This is a genomic window from Flavobacterium sp. CFS9 (genome assembly GCF_041154745.1).
GTDB lineage: Bacteria > Bacteroidota > Bacteroidia > Flavobacteriales > Flavobacteriaceae > Flavobacterium.
Map to the genome: position 1 here is coordinate 4,953,538 of NZ_AP031573.1, position 22,551 is coordinate 4,976,088.

Below are 22,551 nucleotides of genomic sequence, written 5' to 3' on the forward strand. Positions count from 1 at the left end.
TTGTTTTTAATTGTAAATAAATGGTATTATTATCGAAAACTCCTGATCTGTCTGATGTATTTCAATTGCATTCTCCGACAATAAACTATATTGTTCCTTCAGGTTTTTCAATGCCCGTCCTGATACAGATTTTGAGTTTTTCTTCAGGTTTATATTATTTGAAACTGTGATATTTTCATCCATTAGTATATGAATTTCTATAGGATTCTCTGCTGTTCCAAGATTATGCTTGATCACATTTTCAATAAGCAATTGCAGCGTGAGCGGTGCTATAAGAGCATTTGTATTTTTGCTTTCAAGATTCAGTTGGTAGGCTTCTCCGTATTTATGCTCAATCAGTTTGAAATATTGTTCAGCAAAATCGGCTTCTTCCTTTACGCTAACCAACTCTTTATCTGACGCTTGTAACACATAACGATAAATTTCCGCAAATTCATTAAGAAAATCAGAAGCTTTGTGCTTATCTTCTTCTATCAACTGGTCTAAAACATTCAAGTTGTTAAATAAAAAATGCGGATTAAGCTGATTCTTAAGCTGATTAATTCTGCTTTCTGCCAATGCTTCATTGTAGGTCGACAGTTTTTGCAGCTGTTTTTTATTTTTCCGATAATAATAATAAGCCAGAAAAAAACTTCCGTAAATAATTCCGGATAGAAAATCAGACAACAAGGAAAACAACAAAACATGCTGATTGAAGTTTTTTTCTATTTTATCAAAAGCTAATGCTATCAAAAATCCAATCAACTGCATTGAGATTACAAATACCAATAATGAAATTGCGAAAATTCTCAGCATTACTGCATTACTGAAAGTGTCAGACTTTTGCCATTTTTGAATAAAAAAAAGAATAATAACAAATAAAATACCTGCCCCTAAAGTGGAAGCCAGCGCAGCCTCGGGAGTGAATATATAAATATCGATCTGTCTTCTGACTGCTATCCTAATGTAAACAGATTGAACATATGCGAACAACAAAATGAAGAGCAGAAAATATTGGTTTTGATGTATTTTATTAATTAGATTTTTCATTTATGCTTTGATAACGCAATTTACAAAAAAAGCCCTCCGATTTCAAAGGGCTATTTTACAAGATCATTTACTTTTTACTTTCAGGAAATGAAGCTATTACATTCCCTTTATCATCCAAGAAATTTAATTTTGCATTATTTTCTTTGTCAACATAAAACATCGCTCGCTGCCTGCCTTGGTCATCGAAGAGAAACAATCCGTTCTTTTGGCTTCTCGATTTGCCAAGCATTACACGAGGAATACCACCAAGTACTCCGTCTGCTTCATACTTTTTATATCTTTCCTCCATGGCTTTCGGATCTTTTTTCTCAAGTTCCTGCAGCTCCTTCATAATTTCCATTGTTCTTAATTGTGATTCCTTACCTGGACGATCATTGAATGCTAAAGTACTACTTACGACTCTTTTGTCGCCATCTTTTGCATCTTGAGTCAGTAACTGCATAACCTGATCTCCATCGTATTGGTCGTAAGTTAAGGAAAGTCCTGCCGAATGTCCATTACTGTTTTTTCTTCCGTCGTATATAAATCCGCCAGCTTCAATTCCGTCTTCATTAAAGAACAGCATTCCCGAACGCTTTTTTCGGTCTGCATTAGTGGGACGATTATTGATTTTGTCCATTCCATTAGGAAAACGATCTACGTTTGTAATTATCATTTTTACTGTCCCGTCTTTCTCGACAATATTGATTCGTTCTACATCAATTTCAGTAAATTTTTGGTTACCGGATTCCTTAAAAGCAGTCGATGTAATGAATATCATACCGATAACGGCAGTTACTGCAAAAGTTCTTAAAAATACTATTTCTCTGTTCATCTTTTAAATTTTAATTGTTTGATGAAACAAAAATAGAGTTGGTTCCCTCTTTATTCTATAGCAAAATAATGAACGCAGGAAAATTTCGAATGAACTAAGAATTTTCAACGATCAATCAACAGAATCAAATGAATATAAGTGACAATTACCGGATTCCAGCGATTGAAAATGTCTATCAGCACTAAAAATTCAAATAGTTATTCTTCTTATTGGTGCTCATTGCGAAGTAAACAAATGATTTACTATCACGTTTCTGCAATTCCGCCAACATTCTTTATTTGTCCGTCTACAAACTTGAATTCAAGACCGTGTTCTGTGTCCAGTTTGTAACGAATTGATAATTTAATGGTCTTTTCATCCAAAACTCTCAGATACATAATCTCTTTAATGTTTTCATTATGTTTGTCCACACTGCCAATATTTAATGCCGGTTCTCCTGATTTTTCAGAATCTTCATAAAAATGAGCGTATAATTTTAAATACCTTTCATAGGCTTTGTTTTGAATACGCTCCAAAATAGTTTCAATATTCACTATAAAATTTTGATACGTTTCTTCAAATTGTGCCAATTGATCTTCTGTTGGCGGTTCTTCCATTTCTTCGCCCTCTTCGTCAAATTCTTCCCCTAAGAAAATTTCGACCTCTTGCTCGTCAAAAAATAAATTCGAAAAAGTGATGTCGGAAGAAAATCCTGCCCAGTCCTGTTCAACTTTTCCCCAATATTTATGTGTTGTCATATTTATTTTTTTGTCAGATATCAACCCTATTTATAATTGTCGAAGTTATAAAAAATGCAAAAGACATTTGATTTCTGATTACATCTTTGTCTATTCTACAGCTTAAGTTTTGTCACGGGAAACTTTATAACAAAAAGATTCCTTACATCTTCATCATGTTCCCAAACTTTAACTACAATACCTTCAGAACTCCCCACAAGAGAATCGTTTTTAAAAAGTTCAAGTGTTGCTCTTATCGGATAAACTTTGATACGATAATCATACTCAGTAAGTTCAATTTTTTGCTTTTTAGTCACCTTATATAATGCAAGAAAATTATCAAATTTTACCGGAAGATCTAAACTATCATTATCTTTCTTCAAACTATCTAACCATTTGTTAGTTTCAACAACTTGTATTAACCCTTCAAAACTCGATTCTGACCATCTTTTATTATCCTTTAAGTTATTGATCTTTCCTTTAAAATCTTTATAATCTCTAATTAATTCAATAGAACTTAAATCAGCACTTTGAATCAGCTTTCGATCAAATAATTGAGTACTGGATTCTATATCTAATGAATTGTCTGGGATAAAAAAACCATTTTTCCATCCTTGAATATTAAGAGAATCTAAGTCTTTATTTTCAATTATTCTTACCTCTAATTCAGATGTATTCTTAAAAAAATCTGGCGTAGTTTCATCTGCGTTATCTATATGAAATGTAACTTTTGCAGTAATATCTTTAATTTTAATAGTAGATAATTCACTTATGGCAGCTTTTATATCTTTATCGACTGAAATTGGCGGGGACACAATCCACCAAATCAAAACTAAAATAAAAACTGCAATACCAGAGCCGGCTTGAATATTAATTTTTCCAAATTTTGTATCAGGTGATTGTCCGGTCAATTTAATTGAACCTGAAAGAAAAAATGTGAATAGACCTGCTAATAAAGATGAAGCAAATGCCATCATTCTTTGTTTATAAAATGACAGTGAATCCGGGGAGAATAAAAAAATATAGATAAAAAATACTAAAAGTATCGAACCAAAAATATAGGTTCCAGTTTTCCTGTCATTATACTGTCTCGTTGTCATACTTAAAAGGGTAAAAAATAAATAAATCTATCATATAAAATTAATTGTAATTCCAGCTCATGATTACCTATTTTATAGTCTTAAACAGGGCATACTTCCAACTGAAAATATTATGGTTTCTATCAGTTACATTCGGAAATTTGTCCCTATATCATCAATATATCATTAAAAAAACATGCTAAAGCAATTGTGACTATTAAGATTCCTGTAATTAAAAATAAACAAGAAGCAAACAACAGCCAACCGCATAGATTAAAATTCTTCTCAAAACTTGATTGTTCATTATCTATTTTTTTACTAAGAGTAATAAATTCATTTTTATCATTTGCTATGGTGCTCTCAATTTCAGATATATTTTGTCGCAAACGAAGCCCCTTAATAAAATGAGTCATACAATGGGTCGAAAGATAGCGATGACCTAAAGTTACAAGCGCTGCCAATATCAAAGTTACCGCCCCAAGAAGCAACAATACCTTATTATCTGAAAATGATTCAATGGACATCAGTTTATCTTCCTTATCTGTAATTTTAAATATTACATTTGTTATTAGAAAACCGTAGATGCTTAACCCAAGTAATGAAAGTCTCAGTATTTCTGAGGAAAAACTTTGATATCTTTCTAAAATTATAAAATCTACTTTATAATTATCTTCTTTGATAGGAATACTATTTAGATATTTTGTCAGATGTGAACTCATGGTTAAATTTTGAATAGTCTATACAATTATGGTATTGGTTTTCGATAATTTAAACAATGCATATTTCGTAAAAAATAGTTAATCTAATTTTTAGGTTTTAAAAGACTTGAATGTATCCATCCCTCTATTTTAATACTATGCTTCCAATCTTTGATGTCTTTAACATCATTCACTAAGTACACTTTAGACCATTGTCCGAAAGTTTCGATTAATCCCACTTCATAGCCATTTTTTAAAGTTCGGATTGAGCTTGAAGTTTTGTCGGGTTTCGTTCTAAACTCCGCAACGCCATCAGAGACCGAGTTCACCAAAAAAATCTTTCCGATATTGTCCGTTTTTCCAAAAACATTTGTTTTAAACTCATCCCAGGGAAAAGCAGGTCCCGGATCCGGTTTTCTTGCCGGCGAGATATCGTCATGTCCCACTACAAAGGATAATTGGTAGGTATCAATCAGGAGTTTGCTCAATTTGGAAACTGCCGCTATTTGGGCGTCTGTATATTTAAACCAATATTGGTTTTCTTTACTGTCCCAGAATTTATGTTTGTGTTTCAATTTTACAATTCTGTCTTTTTCTGACGCAGGATATAGTTTATAACTGGGTGTTCCGTCTTTGTTCTCTCCTACTCTTCTTCTGAAACTGCCATCTGTCAATTTTTCACAGAAACCGGGATTTACAATCTCAATACCAATAGCATATTCATTCATTCCGGTTCGTCCGTCCCAACTGCTGTAACCGGCATGGTTGCATCTGGTGTTAAACGGAGCCAACTGCGTAATCGTTCCGTCAAGATCAATTACAATGTGAGCACAAATCCGGTCTGTATTTCCTTGTGCCGGAGTCTGTTTGAACCAGGTTATGGCCCCCGATGCTTTATCGCCTGCTGTATAATGTATGATTAAATATTTTGGCGAAATTTGATATTGAAAATTCGTAGTCGGGTCTTTTACTATTTTTTCGGTTTGGCTTTCCTGAACAAGCCAGTTTTTGTCAATTTTCATAAGGATTTGTTTTTTAGAATTTGAAATAGGAAAGTTTTTAAACAATACCTTCAATTTGCATTTATGGATGATAAAATCACAAATACAAACCTCTTTACGCATAAAATCAATAGGCCGAAGTCATTGTTTAGGATTAAAAATGAGTAGTAGCGTTCGTTGCTTATCGTTTTATAAGCAACATCATTCAAAACATTAAACTCTATCAAATATACTGATAATCAATATTTTACAAACAAGTGTTTATACGTGATTTAAGGAACGTATTCGTCGCTGAATTAATTTGTGTTCTCATTTTACTTTTCAGGTAACTCATTCGTAATTCAATTCTTTGTGGTTGGGCTTTTGCCCTTTCAGGGTGTAAAAAATACGAATAACTATTGATAGTGCGTTGCACTATACTATTGCTTTTACGTTTTCAGCCTGCCTGGTCTTAGAGTTTTAGTTGTAATCCGGTATTACTTTGAAGTAAATACACATTAGTATTAAATTGCGATTTACTCAGCTAATTGCTCTGAAAGAGCTTTAGCATTAACATAGTGCAACGCACTATAATCTAAATTCATGACAAATACCGCCCTGAAAGGGCAAAAGCCAATGTAAATCCTATAAACTCTAGTATGAAAACACTCCCTCTTCTCTAAAAATAACATAAAAAAAGGGTTGTCTTTATCAGACAACCCTCTTTTTAATACTTACAAACTGTTACAAGGTAGCTTTACGAGTGGTAACAGCACTTATAAACTCTTCTACTTCCTCCAATTCATTGTTTACGCGTTGCAAGTCCAGTTCTTTTTGCAGCAAGGCTACTACTCCATAACTTACTTTTCGATTTTCGAGTAAGAATTTTTTATACTCCAGCTTTACCTTCTTTTTAAGCTCGTCTTCCTTAGTTGGTCCATCCGGTAGTGCGTCAAGTACAACATCTGCTGCCTTAAGTTCGGCGAGCACTCCCTTTAATATTGCTTCTATTTCTAAAGACGAAGTTTCAAACCGAGTGGTCTGATAATCTTCAGAAAGCTTTTTAAAAGTTAATTCTGCCTTCTCTTTCTCTGCCCACGTCAATAAAGCATCGCAGTCTGCTGCTGCTGTAATTCTTTTGATAGAATAAGCTATGTCTTTAATATTTTAAGATTTATACTACAATAGTATTAAAAATCAAGACATCTTTTATATGTAAGAAATATTTTATAAAAAGATTAACTTTTTTGCCCATAAAAAGTAGATTATCCACTATTAATCATCAATTATTACTCGGAAACTCCACCCCTCTGCAATCAAAAATCGTTACTCAAAATAAAATGCTCCAGCTTCGACTCCGCTCAGCCGGACATGCGGTTACACTAAACAACTTGTAACTCATAACTCATAACTCAACAATCGCACATTCAGTTTTAGTTCCTCCTGTTGCAGTACCCAGAGTTTAAGTACGTAGGGCTCCTGCACATCCAAGCCATTTTTGGTAATATCGTTTTTGGCATTGTTTCTAATAACCTGCAAAACTGTCTGCTCCTCTTTTGCTGCTAAAAATTCTGCAAGCTGCAAAGTGATCAGAGCAGCCTCGTATTTTTTTTGATGACTCTCGAGTCTTTTGGATGTAACCAGTTGTTTATGTTTATTGGTCGACAGTTGTTTTTCTAAAAACTTTTTTGTTTTTACTTTCTGAGTTTCGATATGCTCAAAATTATGCTGATCCCGCCCGTCAAATTGTCTGGAAAAGGCAAGCATTTCACTCAGTTTTAGTTTAGCCGCCACAGGCAGATCACGTTTTCCTGATAGATACATTGCCCAGTTGCTGCGTGTAACTTGCAATAACATGGCCATATCTTCTTGTTTGATCCCCAAAAGTTCTACAATTTGCTTCTCTTTTTTCATCCCTCTTTCTTTAACTAAGTTAGCGCACTTTACTCTTGTGACAAAATATTTTTTTATTCCAAATTTGTCACAAAAGTTGTGACAAATTTAATTTTATTTTTTGTTTTGTCACAACTTCTGTGACAAAATCATTTTTATTTTTTGTTTTGTCACAAAAAAATACAAAAAGGAAACACGTTTCTTTCACATAGTATACTATGCGCTTTTAAATAAAGTGAAACGTCCTTTAAACGCAAACCAAACTATGTTGCTATGTGTTTAAAAAAATTAGACTCCACATTTTTTTAAATACTGTCCTACAACTCCGCAGCCAGCAACTGACTCAGCTCACTTAAAAATTCAAGTTCATCCATAGGAAACAGCTGCAAAACGGTTTCGAGAATAAGCCCCACATTAATCGTTTCATTTTTTTCTGTCTCCTGAAACTTAGGTGCATGTTCATCCAGCGCCACTATGCACAACTTAAGCATATTGGTAATCACGCAACCCAGCTCATAATAATTGACAAACTTCAGTTGAGCCGTATTGCTTTGTGTTTGATCTTCGCCCGGCTTTAAAGTGTGGAAATAACGCGCCGTTAGCTTTTTATTAATCCACCACAATTTCATCTACAAACAGCCAAGAACTCGAACCTGTTGGGCTCTTTTTTAAATTCGTAGCGATTACTTTTACAAACCTAACCTCTTGTTTTTCAAAATTGATTTTAAAGTCTTTCAGCTCTGAATTCACATTTACAGCAAACGGGCGATTTATTTTTCCAACTTCGTTATAATTAGTACCGTCCTTAGAGACTAAAACGGTTACTTGTATTGGAAAATAAATTCCGGCTCCCTGACTTTCTAAAGTCCCAACAGTTACTTTTTCGATACTTTGTTCTTTTTCGAGATCAATCACAATTTCCATGTCCTTAACTAGCCATGCCTGCCATTGACCATCATGAAAGTTTTTAGACCCTCTGATGGTATTGACCATTCCGAGAGGTCCGTCTCCTTTGTAACTGTCATTATAAGGGGTTACATAATTGACCTTATGCCCCACTGCTTTATGGAATACAATCGTATCGGTAAATACTCTTCCAACCGGTTTATTATCCTGAAACAAAGACGCTTTTAGAATGGTAGTTTGGTTAACCGGGATAGGATTTGCATATTTTATGGCCTTATCACCTATATTTTTGTTTCCTAAAACATAACGAATGTCGGAATTTGGAAATTCATTTTTAAGAGCAACATTAATTACTTTATTATTTAAATCAGCCGAAGCCGAAGAAGTAACCAAATAAGCGCTTTTGGCGTAATTGATCCCTATATAATCGTAACGTTTCAACAACGAAGGCAATCTGGAGGTAAAATTATTCCAATTGCGATTTTCTTTGGTGCTCCACAACACTTCAGAGAGAGCCGCCAATCTCGGGAAGATCATATACTCGGAAGCTTTTGGATTGGTGATAAATTCTGCCCATAAATTGGCCTGCCCGCCTAAAACACGGCTGGCTTCCTGTGGAGTCATGCTATCGACAACGGGGTCAAACCCGTACACTTTGTTTAACGGATTAAAAGCATCAAAAGCCAAAGGTTCTTCGTTTTGTGGGCCCTGATAAAAATTAAAATAACAAGGCGATTCGGGCGACATAATTACGTCATGACCTTGCTTTGCGGCTTCAGTCCCTCCTACTGTTCCTCTCCAGCTCATTACTGTAGCTTCGGGAGCTAAACCGCCTTCGAGTATTTCATCCCAGCCAATTATCTTTTTACCTTTAGAATTGATGTATTGCTCCATTCTCTTCACAAAATAACTTTGCAGTTCGTGAGCGTCTTTCAATCCATTGTCTTTCATCCTTTTTTGACAATTCGGGCATTTGTCCCAATTGGTTTTAGTGGCCTCATCACCTCCAATATGAATGTATTTTGATGGAAAAATGGCAATAACCTCCTCTATTACATTTTGCAAAAACTCAAAAGTAATTTCTTTCCCGGCACAATAAATATCTGTAATCGGCCATAATCCACCCGACGGAACTCCTATTCTCTGATTGAAACAAGCCAGTTCAGGATAAGCCGCAATCGCAGAGCTCACGTGTGCCGGCATTTCGATTTCGGGAATGATTTCTATATTTTTTGCTGCGGCATATTTTACAATTTCCTTTAATTCTTCCTGAGTCAGAAAGCCGCCATACGTTCCTTTTTCGTCCGGATTGGTTAGCTGTCTTGCATTCCAGGGTGCATTTTCCTGATCGACTCTCCAGGCACCAATCTCAGTAAGTTTTGGGTATTTCTTGATTTCAATTCTCCACCCCTGATCGTCCACCAAATGCAAATGCAGCACATTCATTTTTAGCATTGCCAGCCGATCGATGGTCTCTAATATGTAGTTTTTATCAAAAAAATGACGTGATAAGTCCAGCATTAACCCTCTCCATTGAAAACGGGGTTCATCAGTAATCGTAAGATTTGGGATCTCCCATTTCACTGCTTTAATTCTGCTTTTACTTTCAATCCCTTCGGGAAGCAATTGTCGGATGCTTTCTAAACCATAAATAAAACCTGCATTTCCCTTAGCTCTAATGGTGATGCTTTTTTGATTGACTTCTAAAACGTAAGCTTCTGTATTTAAAGTTGCATCCTCTTTAAATTGAATATAATTACTTTTAGGAATGGTATTTGAAATTTCAGGACGAAATCCTGCTGCGGTTTTAAATTTGTTAATTAGAACCATCACCATTTCTTTCTGAACCTCATCCTTTACCACAAATTGGGTTGCGGCAGAAAACTGAAAATTACCTTGTCTAATAACCAATTGCTTTGGTTTCGGAATGATTTGAATCTCTTTTTCTCTATTTGCTTTCTGGCTGTAAGCACTACTGAAAATGATCAAAAAAAATGCGACAACAACTGGTTTTAGTATTCTCATTCCTTATTTTTTTAAAAATGGCTAAATTTCAAGAAAAAATCTTAGTAAAATAGGCTGTTTCTATACTACATGCCCCCACTAACCTATATTGTTTTTAAGAACGTGGTTTCGGTAAGTTCCTGTCGTACATCACAATTGTTCCGGCTACAGCTACATTTAAACTCTTTACTGATTTAAACTTCACTAAATGATGGCATTTTTCCATCGATTTTTTGGATAACCCGTGATCTTCAGCTCCCAAAAGATAAACACAGCGTCTTGGATGTTCGAAGGTTTCTAAATCAGCCGCTTTATCAGCTAATTCAACACCTACTAACCGCGCTCCTTTTGGCAAGTTTTCAAAAAAAGCTTCAAAAGTATCATAATGAAAATACGGAATTGCTTTTACCGCATCGTGGGTATCGCAAGCTTGTTTGGCATATCGATTGCCTATGGTGAATATAAAAGTAGCGCCCAAATTCTGAGCCGATCGCCATAAAACACCCAAATTTTCAGGAGTTTTACCATTTTGTATTCCTATACCAAAGTATTCGTTTGTAAAATTGTCATTCATAAGGGCAAAAATACAAACTATGTGAAATTAAAAAAAAAGTTCTTTTTTTACACCTATAATCTATGTTTCTATGTGCAAATTGTTTTTTTTTGTTAATTGTACCCAACGACTTAATTTTAAAGAACAAATATTTATGAATACCCTGAGGCTTTTATTTATTTTTTGCTTCCTGACAATATCAAAGAAATGTTATACCCAAGATTTATTATTAAAAGATCTGGACAATGATACTATAAAAGATGAGATACTCTTTGATAGAAAAAATAGTCAAATAATCTGTAAACTATCCTCACAGAATTCATTACCCATTAAAAGCAAAAAATTAGATGATTTAAATGATGCATCAGGAATTGAACTAACAAAAAATGGTTTTCAATTCTATAATCATTCCATGCGATCCGGGTATTATTGTCAATTCAGATATAACACCACACAAAATAAAATTGAACTAATTGGAATGAGTAGATATAATGATGGTAATGCGGCGCAAGATGGCAGTGGGGAATCCAGTGTAAATTTATTGACACATCAATATATTGGCGAATGGATTCGCGTTGACCTTAAATTAAAAAAACGTATAAAAATTCCAACAATTAAGAAACCCTATACAACAAATAAAGTTTATCTACAGCAGTTCAGTGTTAAGCAGCCTGATGATTTTGTTGAGTTTTGCGATAACATTAGAAATAAAATGGTGCATAGAATATAAATTGGTTTTTCAGTCTCAGTTTTCAGTCTCAGTTTTCGGTTTTGAAACGAATATAGATTATCCTCAACGGTAAAATTGTTGGGATTTTTTTTATTCTAAAAGCATTGCTTTTACTGGTCTTAAAAGAATACCTTCGCTTGTTTTAATTATTTTTCAATATTAATTTATTGTTTATCAATAAATATTTATTATTTTTACATTGAATTTTTAAACCAAATAGTATGGAAATTAAAATTAGTACCCAAACCATTCTGAAAGTATTACACGTGCTTTCGTGGATTATTTTTGTTGGATTATGTATCGAAGCCGGAGGAATACTTACCAAAACAATTGCCACATTAACGCTCGATCCTGCTGATGCCGCTAAATTTTGGAGATCGGTTGATCTAACCGAAGTGTATCAGTTTAATCAGAGCCGATACATCACCCTTAGCAGTGTTATCATTATTGTTGCTCTATTAAAAGCAATATTGTTTTACTGCATTATAAAAATTTTCCTGAACAAGAACCTCAACATTGCAGCCCCCTTCAATAACCTGTTCAGAAATTTTATTCTTACACTGGCTTATTTGTCCTTTGGCATTGGTTTCTTTTCGTCCTGGGGAATCGAATTGGTAAATTCTTTATCCGATAGCGGTCTTAAGCTGCAAGACATTCAACAATTGCAAATTGCAGGTGCCGACGTTTGGCTATTTATGGGAGTAATATTGCTTGTTGTTGCTTATATCTTCAAAAAGGGAATTGAATTACAGGACGAAAACGAATTAACAATATAAATTATGGCAATCATTGTAAACCTCGATGTGATGATGGCAAAACGAAAAATGTCATTGAATGAACTTTCCGAAAAAGTAGACCTAACCTTATCCAATCTTTCGATATTGAAAACCGGAAAAGCAAAAGCCATAAGATTCAGCACCTTAGAAGCCATTTGTAAAGTACTAGATTGCCAGCCTGGGGATATCTTGGAGTTTAAAGAATGAAAAACACCTTGAGTGGTGAAAACTCTTAAGCAATTAGCCTAAAAAAAATCAAGGGAAGATTTATAAATTTTACAAATTTCATCCAAAATTTTGCAACAGCTATCTGCCAAAATAAGACCACCTTTGCAATTGATTATGAGAAAAGCACTTCTACTACTTCTTTCTGTTTTTTATCTGGTACTGTCGTCAGGCTTTACCACAGTAACTCATTTTTGCAAAGGCGTGCCACAGGAAACCAATCTGTTTGGGGATATTCCTGTTGGTAAAGTCTGTCCAAAATGCGTAGCAAAAAAACAGCAAAAAAGTAAAGACTGCTGTAAACATAAAGCACAGTTTCATAAAGCGACCGAAAAAATACAGCAAACTGCTCCCGGTGATTTAGTTCCTAAATTCTTAGGAATTGCAGTACCTTTTCATTTTTACGAAACGGTTTTCAGCTCTTATCCTTCTAAGGGAAAGAAAGCGGAATGCTCTTTCTTCTCCTTTATTCCTATTCGGAATAATCCCCTTTATATTTTCTACTGCGTTTACCGTATTTGATTTTAAACAATTGATCGAACTGTAGCATTTAAAGATGCTACGCGATTTCTATTGTTTAATTTTAAATACATACTATGAAAATGCAATATTTTGCGTTGGCTATGTTCTGTATGCTGTCCGGAAATCTCCGGGCACAAACGGTAACACTATCCAATGCTCTGGAACGCTCTATTCAAAATTTTGAAAAAATAAAAGCCAAAGAAGCCATCGTTAATGCTTCGAAAGAAAACACTACCTATCAAAAAAGTCAGTACTTACCTGACTTCACTTTAATGGCGCAGCAAAGTTACGGTACGATCAACGCTCAAAACGGTACATTGTACAGTTATGGCGGACTGGGCAGTGCCGCTACCTCAATGCCGTTGCAAGATCAAAACTGGAATGCCGCTTTTGGATCGCTGTATCTGGCTAATGTTAATTGGAATCTTTTCACTTTTGGTAAAATTAAAACGCAGGTTGCCATTGCCAAAGCCGATGAGAATGTCGCACAAAAAGATCTGGAACAGGTAAAATTTCAGCACCAGGTAAAAGTGGGTGCTGCTTACTTAAACCTCCTGGCCGCTCAGCGCATTAAATTTGTACAGGATAAAAATCTAGAACGTGCCCAAGTAGTCGAAACTACAACCAAAAGCCGTGCAGAGAGCGGTCTGATTCCCGAGGTCGATTATTCTTTGGCAAAAGCTGAAGTGGCCAATGCCAAATCGGCTGTGATAAAGGCCTATGATATGGAACTGGATCACTCTAAATCACTTGCCGTGATGCTGGGGGAAGAATATCAGGTGTATCAGCTCGATAGTGTGTTTACCACTAAAACACCCGTTATTCTTTCGGAATCGATCTCGGAAACCAGTCTGCATCCTATACTGGAATGGCGAAAAAGTGATATTTTGAAAAGTGAGCAGCAGGAAAAACTACAAGCTACAATGGCTTTACCTAACCTTTCTGCCTTTGGTGTAATACAAGGACGCGGTTCGGGTTTTGACTGGAATTATGTACAGGACAATACTGCCTTTTCGAGATCCTATGCCGATGGTGTTGGAATCGATCGCAGCAATTATATGGTTGGAATCAATTTAAGTTGGAATCTTACCAACATCTACCGTCAATCATCTAAAAAGCGCGAGCAAAAATTCGTTACCCAATCGCTTCAAAACGAATATGAATACATGAATCAGGAATTGATTGCTCAACAAAAACTGGCCAATGACAAACTGAAAAATGCCTTCGAGAATTTTGAAGAAACCAAAACGCAGGTAATCGCTGCTACCGATGCTTATCGTCAGCACACTGCTTTGTATGATAATGGTCTTACTACAATTGTCGATTTAACGCAATCTTTCTACACCCTTAACCGTGCAGAAATCGATTATGAAATTGCCCAAAACAACATTTGGCAGGCCTTATGGATTAAAGCTGCTGCTACAGGCAATCTGAACATTTTACTCAACGCGATACACTAAACCCGAAATTATGAATTTAATACGTTTTGCCTTGCGCAAGCCCATCTCTATTATGGTGATGGTGCTGGGGCTTTTATTCTTCGGGATTAAAGCTTCAAAAGAAATAAAGGTCGACATCTTACCTGATATGAATCTTCCTGTGGTATACATTGCCCATTCCTTTAATGGCTATACCCCTCAGCAAATGGAAGGTTACTTTACAAAAATGTATGTGAATATGATGCTGTTTACAAGCGGTATCGAAAGCATTGAAACCAAAAACACTCAAGGACTTACCTTAATGAAAATTAATTTTTATGAAGGTACAGACATGGGGCAGGCTATCGCCGAAATCAATGCCCTTTCGAATCGTTCACAGGTATTTTTACCACCGGGAGCTCCACCTCCGTTTATCATTCGTTTTGATGCTTCCTCCCAGCCTGTTGGTCAGCTGGTCTTTAAAAGTAAAACCAAAACCAACAACGAGCTACAGGATATCGCCAACTTTACGGCGCGTCCGTTCCTTATTAAAATACCCGGTTTAACAACTGCTCCGCCATTTGGAGGAAGTCCGAGAACCATCGAAATAAATATCGATCCGAATAAACTGCGAACACATCAGTTGACTCCTGAACAGATTGTAGAATCGATTAGCCGAAATAACATTACATCGCCTTCGGGTAATATTTATGTGAATGATATCAATTATCTGACACCTACCAACAATACCATCAAAGAGGTGTCTGATTTTGGAAACATTCCTATTTTTAAAAACGGAGTCGATAATGTCTACATCCGAGATGTGGCTACTGTAAAAGACGGTGCCGATATTACTACCGGTTATGCGCTTATTAACGGTACGAGATCGGTATACATTAACATTGCAAAATCCGGTAATGCTTCTACCTGGGATGTGGTAAAGAATCTTAAAAAAGCGATTCCTACTATTCAGAAGAATTTACCGGACGACGTAACCATTTCATACGAATTCGATCAGTCTGTCTATGTAATCAATGCTGTAAAAAGTTTAATTACAGAAGGTGTTTTAGGAGCAATGTTAACGGGATTGATGGTACTTTTATTTTTAGGTGACCGAAGAGCCGCTTTAATCGTAGTGCTAACCATTCCGATTTCTATTATTTCAGGAGTATTATTCCTTAAATTATTTGGACAAAGTATCAACATCATGTCCTTATCCGGACTGGCATTGGCTATCGGAATTTTGGTGGATGAGAGTACCGTTACGATCGAGAATATTCACCAGCATTTAGCGATGGGCAAAACGAAAGCCAAAGCCATTTTAGATGCTTGTAAAGAAATTGCATTTCCAAAACTATTGATTCTGCTGTGTATTCTTGCGGTTTTTGCACCTGCCTTCATGATGACCGGAATTCCCGGATCATTGTTCATGCCTTTGGCTCTGGCAATTGGTTTTTCTATGTTACTGTCTTTTATACTGTCACAAACGTTTGTTCCGGTAATGGCCAACTGGTTAATGAAAAACAAAGAAAACCACGATCATACGGAAGACAAATTCGACGGATTCAAAAATCGTTTTGTACAGTTTTTACAATCGATCATGGGCAAACGCAAGCCTATTTTAATTATCAGCTTTGTTCTCGTAGCAGTTGGTGCATTTTTAATGTACAGCAGTACCGGTAAAGACGTATTGCCTACTGTAAATTCAAGTCAGTTTCAAGTGCGCATTAAAGCGCCTGAAGGTACCCGTATCGAAAAAACAGAGCTTAAAATAAAACAGGTTCTGGGTGAACTGGAAACTCTTATTGGTAAAGATCATATTGCCATATCATCGGTATTTATTGGTCAGCACCCCTCCTCTTTTGCCGTGAGTCCCATTTATTTGTACAATGCAGGTCCGCACGAAGCTTTGATGCAGATTGCACTGAAAGATTTTGACGGAAACACCAATGAGCTGAAAGAGATCATCCGCAAACACATGAAGGAAAAGATGCCTGAATTGCACTTCTCTTTCGAGCCTATCGAACTTACAGAGAAGATCCTGAGTCAGGGAACGAATACTCCGATTGAAATTCGCTTTTCGGGAATGATGAAAAAGATGAACGTCATGTATGCCAACAAGCTTTTGGCTAAGCTAAAAGAAATCGATTATTTAAGAGATCAGCAAATTCCGCAATCTTTAAACTATCCGGCTTACGAAATCAATATTGACCGAGTAAGAGCGGCTCAGCTGGGCATCGACGCACAGGACATCGCGCGTTCTTTGGTTCCTGTAACAGCCTCTTCCCGTTACACCAGCAAGAACATGTGGGTTGGCGGAATGATGGGAATTGCTTACGATGTACAGGTACAAACACCGCAAAACATTCTAAACAGCAGAGACGAGCTGATGAATGTCCCATTAGGAAAAAACTCCGATCGACCTGTGCTGGGCGATGTGGCAACCATTACGCCTACAAAGGTAGTGGGTGAAAGTTACAATTTGGGAACGATGGGTTACACACCCGTCACAGCAAACATTCATAATAGTGATTTAGGACGCGCACAAAAAGACGTACAGGCTGCTATCAATTCTCTTGGTGAACTACCAAAAGGAGTCAACATACAGGTATCCGGAATGGTTCCGGTATTGGAAGAAACTATGAATAGTCTGGCCACAGGGTTACTAATTGCAGTAATTGTTATTTTCTTAATGCTGACGGCAAACTTCCAATCGTTTAAAGTGTCCTTAGTGATTCTGACTACTGTTCCTTTTGTAATTCTGGGCTCTTTGATTTTAATGAAGCTTACCGGTTCTACCCTGAATTTACAGTCTTATATGGGAATTATTATGTCTGTCGGAGTTTCTATTGCGAATGCCGTTTTGCTGATTAGTAATGCTGAGTCTCTGCGTTTAGAAAGTGGTGATGCCCTTAGTTCGGCTATTCAGGCTGCAAGTTTGCGTATACGCCCGATCATAATGACCACACTGGCTATGATTGCAGGTATGCTTCCAATGGCTATCGGACACGGAGAAGGCGGTGATCAGGTGGCACCATTAGGAAGAGCTGTAATTGGCGGATTAATCGCGTCTTCGTTTAGTGTATTGATCCTCTTACCACTGGTATTTGTGTGGATTCAAAACAAAACTACTACCCAATCACCGTCCTTAGATCCTGAAGACGAAAACAGCATTCATTATATAACGTTAGAAAAATAAACCATGAAATTAGTCTATTATATCCTTATCGGAATTGCATTTGCATCTTGTAATTCAGAAAACAAAAAAGAAGAAAAACCGGCAGCGATGCCCATGATGATGATGCAGAATTTTGAAACAGTTTCGCTGAAAAAGAGTAATCCGTTGGTTCCTCTGAAACTTGCCGGAGAATTGGTTTCCGACAAAGAAACGGCGATTTATGCCAAAGTAAACAGCTACGTAAAAAAGCTGTATGTCGACATTGGTTCTCCGGTAACAACGGGGCAAGTCATTATGGTTCTGGAGGCTCCCGAAATTCAGGCACAGCTGGCGGCAGCAAAATCCAAATGGAAAGCACAGGAAGCGATCTACATTGCTACAAAATCGAATTATGACCGCATGTTTAAAGCCAATGAAACTAAAGGTGCTATTGCGAAAGACGCGTTAGACCAGATCACAGCCAGAAAACTATCCGATCAGTCACAATTGGAAGCTGCAAAATCGGCGTATCAGGAAATACAAGCCATGAATGATTATCTGATCATACGAGCGCCTTTTAACGGTATTGTTGCTGAAAGAAATGTAGATCCGGGCTCTTATGTCGGGCCAATGGGTAAAGGTTCCGACAAGCCTTTACTGGTACTTCAGGACAATAAAAAACTGCGTGTTTCACTTTCTATTCCGGAAGCGAATACTCCTTATTTAAACTTAGGTGATTCGATACATTTTAAGGTTACTTCGCTTCCGCAGAAGAAATATATGGCTAAAATTTCGCGTAAATCGGGAGTGTTAGATTTCAAATTACGCTCTGAACGCATCGAAGCCGATATTATGAAAATACATCCCGAACTAAAACCCCTGATGGTGGTGGAAGCGATGCTTTCGCTGCAAGCTAATGAAGCTACCTTTTTTATTCCCAAAACAGCTTTGGTAGAAAGTAATATGGGGATGTATGTCATTCAGGTAATCGAAGGGAAAACCAAAAACATTCCTGTTGCTAAGGGACGCGCACTGATGGATCAGATTGAAGTTTTTGGTGCACTAAAGGAAGGTGACAACATTTTAATGAAAGCCACCGAAGAAATAACAGAAGGAACAAAAATTAAAAAATAGAATCATGAGAACACTTGCCCGCTATTTCCTAATTGCTGCAATGGCAGTAGTGATGATCTCCTGTAAAGATCAGAAAAACAAACCGCAAAATGAAGTTCCGGTCCAACAGGAATTAACCGTGAAAGATACTACTGCAATTTCAAAAGGAACTCCTGTACCCAATGATGAAGTCTGCATGGTAAATGATCTGCACATGGGGAAAAAACAAATTGAAGTTCCGTTCGACGGAAAAATGTACTACGGCTGCTGCAACATGTGTGTAGAACGCATTCCAAACGATAAAAACGTTCGCCAGGCAACTGATCCGCATACCGGAGTAAAAGTTGATAAAGCTTCGGCTTACATCATTTCGCTGAACCAACAGGGCAATGTAGCGTATTTTGAATCGGAAGAGAATTATCAGAATTTCATTCAGGCGAACAAAGAATTGAAAAAATAATACCTGAAAAACGAATTCACTTTTCGAGTGAACATATCCAGAGGGCTGTCCGAATTATCTTCGGACAGCCCTTGTTTTTTTTAACTAAAAATTGCTTAACTATTTCTTTTAAAAATTAATATAACTCCTTTCAGAATTAAATCTTACAATTCATTTTTTATTAGTAGTTTTTAAACCAATAAAATAATAGAAAACAAATTATTACTAATTATCATCTTAACTATTAATTTAATACAAATAAAGCCTCCACATAATAGCCTTTAAATTCTTTTACCTAAAGTGTTACTTTCAAAATAAATAATGCCTGCTACAAAAGAAATAAGCCCGATAAAACATCGGGCTTATTTCAAATTCTGTAACGATAAGCATTAACTTTTCGGTTCTAAAACCTGAAGTTTATAAAAATTAAATATCTAAAGGTTCTGCTTTAAAACCTTTTGCTTTAACAATAGCTATTATTTCTTCGGCAGTAGCACCATCCGATTGAACGGTAAGTATTTTATCTGCATTGGTGGTGTCTACATTCCATTCACATATCCCTGCTGCATTGTCCAGATCTGCTTGTACTTTAGAAACACATCCACCGCAGTTAAGGTTGGTTTTAAATTGAAAATCTTTCTTTTCCATTATATTGATGTTTTAATTGTTATTTTATACTACAAATTTCCGTCAATTTAACCGCAATCATCATACACTATTCTGTATTAGATTTATGAAATTTACTGATTACAGTATCTTATTTTAATTTAAGCTGTTAGTTGGCAGGTATTAAAAAAACAAAGGGCAGGTGTAGTAAATTTGTTAAAAACGGTACACGGATTAAACTGATTCACCAGGCGAAAACGCTGATCAAAACGGATTTTTTTATTTACGGGCGTGAAAATTGCTATTGTCCCTTCAGGGCAATATTTACTTTAATTTAACTCATACATAGTGCTTCGCACTATGCTGATGCTTTGGCTCTTTCAGAACAAAACTCCTCATAATACTTTATAAACAAAAAAAACGGCAGCCCAAAATTTTTGGAACTGCCGTTGGACAAACGCATCAAGAGTTTTACTTTTTCCATTTCAGACGTAAGCTGTTGCTCACGACACTCACACTGCTCAAAGCCATAGCAGCACCTGCAATCATAGGGTTTAACAAAAATCCATTTATCGGATAAAGTACACCTGCAGCAAGCGGAATACCGATTAGATTGTAAATAAATGCCCAAAACAAGTTCTGTTTGATTGTTGTAACTGTTTGTTTAGACAGACGAATCGCCTGTGGTATTTTGGTCAGATCAGATGAGATAATGGTCATTTTTGCTACGTCCATTGCGATATCACTTCCTTTACCCATTGCGATACTGACATCGGCAGTGGCCAGAGCTGTACTGTCATTGATACCATCACCCACCATCGCTACTGTTTTACCTTGCTGCTGTAGTTCTTTTATAAAATCGGCTTTGTGCTGTGGCAGAACTTCTGCTTTATAATGTTTGATTCCCGTTTGTGCCGCAATCGCTTTTGCAGTCGCTTCGTTATCTCCCGTCAGCATATACAGTTCAATATTCATCTCCTGCAATTCTTTGATCGCCTGAACCGATGTCTCTTTGATTTTGTCGGATATGGCAATAACTGAAAGTGCCTGTTTGCTATTGGTAAACCAAATCACTGTTTTGGATTCCTTACCCCATTCTTCTGCCTGAATCAATAGTGATTCTGCAATGACAATGCTATTTTCTGCCAGTAGCTTTTTGTTTCCCACATAATAGGTTTCATTCTCATAAACCGCTTTTGCACCTTTACCGGTAATACTGTCAAAATTGGATAAAACTACACTTGATACACCTTCCAGACTTTTCACTACCGCTTCTGCTAATGGATGTTCTGATTGTTTTTCGATACTTAACAGGATATCTTTGGTAGTATCTACGTCTTTTAACCATTTTATACCGGTCACTTGTGGCCTTCCTTCGGTAATGGTTCCCGTTTTATCGAGTACAATAGCCGTTACTTTTCTGGCCAGTTCTAAACTTTCAGCATCTTTGATTAAGATTCCGTTCTCGGCACCTTTACCTACACCTACCATAATGGCAGTTGGCGTAGCAAGACCCAAAGCACATGGACAGGCAATAACCAATACGGTAACCGCAGCCATCAATCCTTGTACAACTGCATTATCTCTGCCCAAAATCATCCAGGCAACGAATGTGAGAAGTGCAATACCGATCACAATCGGAACAAATATTCCTGCAATTTTATCGACCAATTTCTGCACCGGGGCTTTACTTCCCTGAGCATCCTGTACCATCTTAATAATTTGGGCCAGCATGGTTTCTTTACCTACTTTAACCGCTTTAAACTGAAAACTTCCTTTTTGATTGATGGTTCCGGCAAATACCTTTTCGTTTTCTTTTTTCAGTACAGGAACCGGTTCGCCGCTTAACATACTTTCGTCTACATAAGAATGCCCCGAGATAACCATACCGTCAACGGCAATCTTCTCACCCGGCTTTACCAAAATAACAGCGTCTACATTTACCTCTTCAATAGCCACCTGCTTTTCTGTCCCGTCAGGTTGAATAACTACCACCGTTTTAGGCTGAAGTCCCATTAGTTTTTTAATCGCCGATGACGTATTTCCTTTTGCTTTTTCTTCTAATAATTTACCCAGCAGAATAAACGCAATCACTACAGCCGCCGCTTCAAAGTACACGTGTGCATGCAATCCGCGCTCGTGCCAGAAATCCATAAATAACATATTAAAAACGCTAAACAAGTAAGCAATTCCGGTACTTAAAGCTACCAGCGTATCCATATTGGCCGAACGATGTTTGGCCTGTTTCCATGCATTTACAAAGAAGTCTTTCCCCAACCAAAGAATTACCGGCGTTGAGAAAAGCCACATGATCTCATTGGCATAAGGAATATTCATGAAGAACATCCCTATCACCACCACAGGCAATGACAACAGCACAGCCCAGATGGTTTTATTTTTTAATTTTCTGAAATTTTCTGCATGAATAGTCTCTAAAGACTCTTGTTGTTTCGCTTCATCCAAAATAAGCAAGTCGTAACCAACACCCTGAACCGCTTTTTGCAATTTAGAAGCATCTGTAAGGTTCGGAAGATATTCAACAGTAAGGTTTCCTGTGGCAAAGTTCACCGAAGCATCCACTACTCCCAGTTCATAGGTTACAATACTTTCTGCACTGCTGGCACAAGAGGCACAGGTCATTCCCAGAACCGGGAACGTATTTTTTACGGTTGGCACACCATATCCCAGGTCTTTAATGGCTTTCACCGCATTACCAACAGTTTCGTTACCTTTAACCGTTATAGCAGCCCTGCGGTTGTTAACTTCTACCTTGTGGGTTTCAATTCCTTTAACCTCTGCTAATCCTTTCTCTACGATTAAGGCACAGTGCTCGCTATTTACATCTTCTAACGGAATGTAGATTGTTTCCTTATTATTATCAATTGTTCCCATA

General features: G+C 36.8%; 21 protein-coding genes. 8 read left to right on the forward strand and 13 right to left on the reverse strand.

Features of this window, described 5'->3' with window-relative positions; genetic code table 11:
* Positions 1–6 precede the first annotated feature (6 nt).
* The 11 genes from ACAM30_RS20435 to ACAM30_RS20485 all read right to left on the reverse strand — a co-directional run bounded on the left by ACAM30_RS20435 (position 7) and on the right by ACAM30_RS20485 (position 10,693).
* The gene (locus ACAM30_RS20435; protein ID WP_369616357.1) at positions 7–1,029 is read right to left on the reverse strand and encodes a sensor histidine kinase; all 1,023 of its coding nucleotides are present in this window, start codon (positions 1,027–1,029) and stop codon (positions 7–9) included.
* A gap of 67 nt (positions 1,030–1,096) precedes the next feature.
* Positions 1,097–1,843, reverse strand: a complete 747-nt coding sequence (locus ACAM30_RS20440) for a hypothetical protein (protein WP_369616358.1) — start codon at positions 1,841–1,843, stop codon at positions 1,097–1,099.
* A gap of 245 nt (positions 1,844–2,088) precedes the next feature.
* Positions 2,089–2,580: a hypothetical protein gene (locus ACAM30_RS20445; RefSeq protein ID WP_369616359.1), complete on the reverse strand. Its 492-nt coding sequence runs from the start codon at positions 2,578–2,580 to the stop codon at positions 2,089–2,091.
* 95 nt (positions 2,581–2,675) lie between these two features.
* Entirely contained in the window at positions 2,676–3,536 is an 861-nt protein-coding gene (locus ACAM30_RS20450; RefSeq protein WP_369616360.1) for a hypothetical protein, read from the reverse strand.
* A 269-nt stretch (positions 3,537–3,805) separates the two neighbouring features.
* On the reverse strand, positions 3,806–4,357 hold the full coding sequence (locus ACAM30_RS20455; RefSeq protein ID WP_369616361.1) for a hypothetical protein: 552 nt from the start codon (positions 4,355–4,357) through the stop codon (positions 3,806–3,808).
* A gap of 83 nt (positions 4,358–4,440) precedes the next feature.
* The gene (locus ACAM30_RS20460; RefSeq protein ID WP_369616362.1) at positions 4,441–5,358 is read right to left on the reverse strand and encodes an N-acetylmuramoyl-L-alanine amidase; all 918 of its coding nucleotides are present in this window, start codon (positions 5,356–5,358) and stop codon (positions 4,441–4,443) included.
* A gap of 702 nt (positions 5,359–6,060) precedes the next feature.
* Positions 6,061–6,420: a hypothetical protein gene (locus tag ACAM30_RS20465; protein ID WP_369616363.1), complete on the reverse strand. Its 360-nt coding sequence runs from the start codon at positions 6,418–6,420 to the stop codon at positions 6,061–6,063.
* A 294-nt stretch (positions 6,421–6,714) separates the two neighbouring features.
* Positions 6,715–7,230: a helix-turn-helix domain-containing protein gene (locus ACAM30_RS20470; RefSeq protein ID WP_369616364.1), complete on the reverse strand. Its 516-nt coding sequence runs from the start codon at positions 7,228–7,230 to the stop codon at positions 6,715–6,717.
* A 296-nt stretch (positions 7,231–7,526) separates the two neighbouring features.
* Entirely contained in the window at positions 7,527–7,838 is a 312-nt protein-coding gene (locus ACAM30_RS20475; RefSeq protein ID WP_369616365.1) for a hypothetical protein, read from the reverse strand.
* The gene (locus ACAM30_RS20480; protein ID WP_369616366.1) at positions 7,819–10,140 is read right to left on the reverse strand and encodes a family 20 glycosylhydrolase; all 2,322 of its coding nucleotides are present in this window, start codon (positions 10,138–10,140) and stop codon (positions 7,819–7,821) included. The genes ACAM30_RS20475 and ACAM30_RS20480 overlap by 20 nt, the downstream gene beginning before the upstream one ends.
* 94 nt (positions 10,141–10,234) lie before the next feature.
* Positions 10,235–10,693, reverse strand: coding sequence for an RNA methyltransferase (locus tag ACAM30_RS20485; RefSeq protein ID WP_369616367.1), 459 nt, complete (start codon positions 10,691–10,693; stop codon positions 10,235–10,237).
* Positions 10,694–10,826: 133 nt separating this feature from the next.
* Between ACAM30_RS20485 and ACAM30_RS20490 the strand changes: the two genes are divergently transcribed.
* The 8 genes from ACAM30_RS20490 (at position 10,827) to ACAM30_RS20525 (ending at position 19,073) form a co-directional block, all read left to right on the forward strand.
* Complete coding sequence (locus ACAM30_RS20490) at positions 10,827–11,402, forward strand: hypothetical protein (protein ID WP_369616368.1); 576 nt, start codon at positions 10,827–10,829, stop codon at positions 11,400–11,402.
* A 221-nt stretch (positions 11,403–11,623) separates the two neighbouring features.
* Positions 11,624–12,178 (forward strand): hypothetical protein, encoded by a 555-nt coding sequence (locus ACAM30_RS20495; protein WP_369616369.1) that lies wholly within the window; start codon positions 11,624–11,626, stop codon positions 12,176–12,178.
* A 3-nt stretch (positions 12,179–12,181) separates the two neighbouring features.
* Positions 12,182–12,385 carry a helix-turn-helix transcriptional regulator gene (locus ACAM30_RS20500; protein ID WP_017496797.1) on the forward strand — a complete coding sequence of 68 codons (204 nt, stop codon included), beginning with the start codon at positions 12,182–12,184 and terminating at the stop codon, positions 12,383–12,385.
* A 90-nt stretch (positions 12,386–12,475) separates the two neighbouring features.
* On the forward strand, positions 12,476–12,925 hold the full coding sequence (locus tag ACAM30_RS20505; protein ID WP_369616370.1) for a hypothetical protein: 450 nt from the start codon (positions 12,476–12,478) through the stop codon (positions 12,923–12,925).
* A gap of 74 nt (positions 12,926–12,999) precedes the next feature.
* Complete coding sequence (locus ACAM30_RS20510; RefSeq protein WP_369616371.1) at positions 13,000–14,385, forward strand: TolC family protein; 1,386 nt, start codon at positions 13,000–13,002, stop codon at positions 14,383–14,385.
* A 10-nt stretch (positions 14,386–14,395) separates the two neighbouring features.
* A complete protein-coding gene (locus ACAM30_RS20515; protein ID WP_369616372.1) occupies positions 14,396–17,542 on the forward strand; it encodes an efflux RND transporter permease subunit in 3,147 nt (1,048 codons plus the stop codon).
* Positions 17,543–17,545: 3 nt separating this feature from the next.
* Positions 17,546–18,634, forward strand: coding sequence for an efflux RND transporter periplasmic adaptor subunit (locus tag ACAM30_RS20520; protein WP_369616373.1), 1,089 nt, complete (start codon positions 17,546–17,548; stop codon positions 18,632–18,634).
* A 4-nt stretch (positions 18,635–18,638) separates the two neighbouring features.
* The gene (locus tag ACAM30_RS20525) at positions 18,639–19,073 is read left to right on the forward strand and encodes a hypothetical protein (protein WP_369616374.1); all 435 of its coding nucleotides are present in this window, start codon (positions 18,639–18,641) and stop codon (positions 19,071–19,073) included.
* Positions 19,074–19,478: 405 nt separating this feature from the next.
* Here ACAM30_RS20525 and ACAM30_RS20530 read toward each other — a convergent pair whose 3' ends face one another.
* Both ACAM30_RS20530 and ACAM30_RS20535 read right to left on the reverse strand, forming a co-directional pair.
* A complete protein-coding gene (locus ACAM30_RS20530) occupies positions 19,479–19,700 on the reverse strand; it encodes a heavy-metal-associated domain-containing protein (protein ID WP_369616375.1) in 222 nt (73 codons plus the stop codon).
* Positions 19,701–20,129: 429 nt separating this feature from the next.
* Positions 20,130–22,550: a heavy metal translocating P-type ATPase gene (locus ACAM30_RS20535; protein ID WP_369616376.1), complete on the reverse strand. Its 2,421-nt coding sequence runs from the start codon at positions 22,548–22,550 to the stop codon at positions 20,130–20,132.
* Between the last annotated feature and the right edge of the window lies 1 nt (position 22,551).

Excerpts from the sequence above, each read along its gene's own strand:
- ACAM30_RS20495 (WP_369616369.1), top strand. The coding sequence starts at position 11,624 with ATGGAAATTAAAATTAGTACCCAAACCATTCTGAAAGTATTACACGTG.
- ACAM30_RS20515 (WP_369616372.1), top strand. The coding sequence starts at position 14,396 with ATGAATTTAATACGTTTTGCCTTGCGCAAGCCCATCTCTATTATGGTG.
- ACAM30_RS20455 (WP_369616361.1), bottom strand. The coding sequence starts at position 4,357 with ATGAGTTCACATCTGACAAAATATCTAAATAGTATTCCTATCAAAGAA.
- ACAM30_RS20450 (WP_369616360.1), bottom strand. The coding sequence starts at position 3,536 with ATGATGGCATTTGCTTCATCTTTATTAGCAGGTCTATTCACATTTTTT.
- ACAM30_RS20490 (WP_369616368.1), top strand. The coding sequence starts at position 10,827 with ATGAATACCCTGAGGCTTTTATTTATTTTTTGCTTCCTGACAATATCA.
- ACAM30_RS20510 (WP_369616371.1), top strand. The coding sequence starts at position 13,000 with ATGAAAATGCAATATTTTGCGTTGGCTATGTTCTGTATGCTGTCCGGA.
- ACAM30_RS20470 (WP_369616364.1), bottom strand. The coding sequence starts at position 7,230 with ATGAAAAAAGAGAAGCAAATTGTAGAACTTTTGGGGATCAAACAAGAA.
- ACAM30_RS20500 (WP_017496797.1), top strand. The coding sequence starts at position 12,182 with ATGGCAATCATTGTAAACCTCGATGTGATGATGGCAAAACGAAAAATG.
- ACAM30_RS20440 (WP_369616358.1), bottom strand. The coding sequence starts at position 1,843 with ATGAACAGAGAAATAGTATTTTTAAGAACTTTTGCAGTAACTGCCGTT.
- ACAM30_RS20480 (WP_369616366.1), bottom strand. The coding sequence starts at position 10,140 with ATGAGAATACTAAAACCAGTTGTTGTCGCATTTTTTTTGATCATTTTC.
- ACAM30_RS20485 (WP_369616367.1), bottom strand. The coding sequence starts at position 10,693 with ATGAATGACAATTTTACAAACGAATACTTTGGTATAGGAATACAAAAT.
- ACAM30_RS20475 (WP_369616365.1), bottom strand. The coding sequence starts at position 7,838 with ATGAAATTGTGGTGGATTAATAAAAAGCTAACGGCGCGTTATTTCCAC.
- ACAM30_RS20530 (WP_369616375.1), bottom strand. The coding sequence starts at position 19,700 with ATGGAAAAGAAAGATTTTCAATTTAAAACCAACCTTAACTGCGGTGGA.
- ACAM30_RS20525 (WP_369616374.1), top strand. The coding sequence starts at position 18,639 with ATGAGAACACTTGCCCGCTATTTCCTAATTGCTGCAATGGCAGTAGTG.
- ACAM30_RS20435 (WP_369616357.1), bottom strand. The coding sequence starts at position 1,029 with ATGAAAAATCTAATTAATAAAATACATCAAAACCAATATTTTCTGCTC.
- ACAM30_RS20535 (WP_369616376.1), bottom strand. The coding sequence starts at position 22,550 with ATGGGAACAATTGATAATAATAAGGAAACAATCTACATTCCGTTAGAA.
- ACAM30_RS20520 (WP_369616373.1), top strand. The coding sequence starts at position 17,546 with ATGAAATTAGTCTATTATATCCTTATCGGAATTGCATTTGCATCTTGT.
- ACAM30_RS20460 (WP_369616362.1), bottom strand. The coding sequence starts at position 5,358 with ATGAAAATTGACAAAAACTGGCTTGTTCAGGAAAGCCAAACCGAAAAA.
- ACAM30_RS20445 (WP_369616359.1), bottom strand. The coding sequence starts at position 2,580 with ATGACAACACATAAATATTGGGGAAAAGTTGAACAGGACTGGGCAGGA.